At 69.3% G+C, this 1,581-nt stretch carries 1 protein-coding gene and 1 pseudogene; both read left to right on the top strand.

Features of this window, described 5'->3' with window-relative positions:
* Window positions 1–278: pseudogene (locus tag VIR09_RS19620) on the top strand (MFS transporter); the annotation flags it as partial.
* Between the two features lie 65 nt (window positions 279–343).
* Window positions 344–1,581 (top strand): Hsp70 family protein (locus tag VIR09_RS19615; RefSeq protein WP_332014379.1); only part of this gene is annotated, 1,238 nt, incomplete at its 3' end.

Below are 1,581 nucleotides of genomic sequence, written 5' to 3'. Positions count from 1 at the left end.
GCATGGCCTTTGGTGCGCAGGCGCTGGGCGCGTTCGGCGCGGGCGCCGCGTCCGTGGCCCTGATGACGCTGGCCATGCGCTTCGCCAGCCGGGGGGAGCAGGCCGGCACCGACATGACCGCCGTGCAGAGCGCCCGCGACCTGGGCGAGATCCTGACCTCGTCGCTCCTGACCGGGCTGGCGGCCCAGATCGGCTACGCCGGCGGCTTCGCCAGCGGCCTGCTGGTGGCTGCCGCGACGCTGGCGTTCACGGCCAGGGCGCTGGCGCGCACGGGCTGATATGGCGATTCTGGCGGTTGCGGCTACACTTGTCCGCCGTTTTGCTTTCAGCCCCAGAATTCCCCATGATCTCCACCGCATGCGGCGTCGACTTCGGCACGTCCAACTCCACCGTGGGCTGGAGCCGCCCCGATCAGCGCGCGCTCCTCGCCCTGGAAGACGGCAAGACCACCTTGCCGTCGGCCATTTTCTTCCATGACGAAGACGCCGAGGTCAGCTATGGCCGCGCCGCCATCTCCGATTACCTGGCGGGCTACGACGGGCGCCTGATGCGCTCGATGAAGAGCCTGCTGGGCAGCTCGCTGATCGACGGCTCGACGGAAGTGCAGGGCCGTTCGATTCCGTTCCGCGTCCTGCTCACGCGCTTCATCGCCGAACTCAAGCATCGCGCCGAGACGGCGGCGGGCCGGGGCTTCACGCGCGCCGTGCTGGGCCGGCCGGTGTTCTTCGTGGACGACAACCCCGCCGCCGACCAGACCGCCCAGGACACCCTGGGCGAGATTGCGCGCAGCGTGGGCTTTACCGATATCGAATTCCAGTTCGAGCCGCTGGCCGCCGCATTCGACTATGAATCGCAGATCGACCGCGAAGAGCTGGTGCTGGTCATCGACATCGGCGGCGGCACCTCCGACTTTTCGCTGATCCGCCTGGGGCCCGGCCGCGCCGCCAAGGCCGACCGCCGCGAGGACATCCTGGCGTATGGCGGCGTGCACATCGGCGGGGTGGACTTCGACAAGCAGCTCAGCCTGGCCCACGTGATGCCGATGCTGGGGCTGGGCAGCCAGCTGCGCAGCGGCAAGGACGTGCCGTCCACGCAATACGGCAACCTGGCGTGCTGGCACACCATCAACCAGGCCTATACCCGCAAGGCCGCCGAGCACTTCGCCTACATCCGCGCCGAAGCCGGCGACCGCGAGAAGATCGATCTGCTGCTCAACCTGGTCAAGCAGCGCGCCGGGCACTGGGTGGCGGTGCAGGTCGAAGAGGCCAAGATCGCGCTGTCTGATACGCCCGCCGCGCGCATCGACCTGTCGCGCATCGCGCCGGAACTGGGCGTGGACGTGACGCGGCCCTCGTTCGACGCCTGCGTGAGCCGGTTGATCGAGAAGGTCGAGACCACGGTGGGGGCGCTACTGCGCGATGCCGGCGTGTCGACCTCGGATGTGGATACGGTGTTCTTCACCGGCGGTTCCAGCCGCGTGCCGCGCCTGCGCGAGTCCGTCTCGGCCCTGGTGCCGGGGGCTCGAAGCGTCGAAGGCGACCTGTTCGGCAGCATCGGCGCCGGCCTGGCGCTGGACGCCCG

This window comes from Achromobacter sp. (assembly GCF_036567245.1).
In the GTDB taxonomy this organism is placed as follows: domain Bacteria; phylum Pseudomonadota; class Gammaproteobacteria; order Burkholderiales; family Burkholderiaceae_B; genus Achromobacter.
The sequence above is the reverse complement of the archived record's forward strand: the minus strand, read 5'-3'. Positions and strand labels throughout refer to the sequence as shown.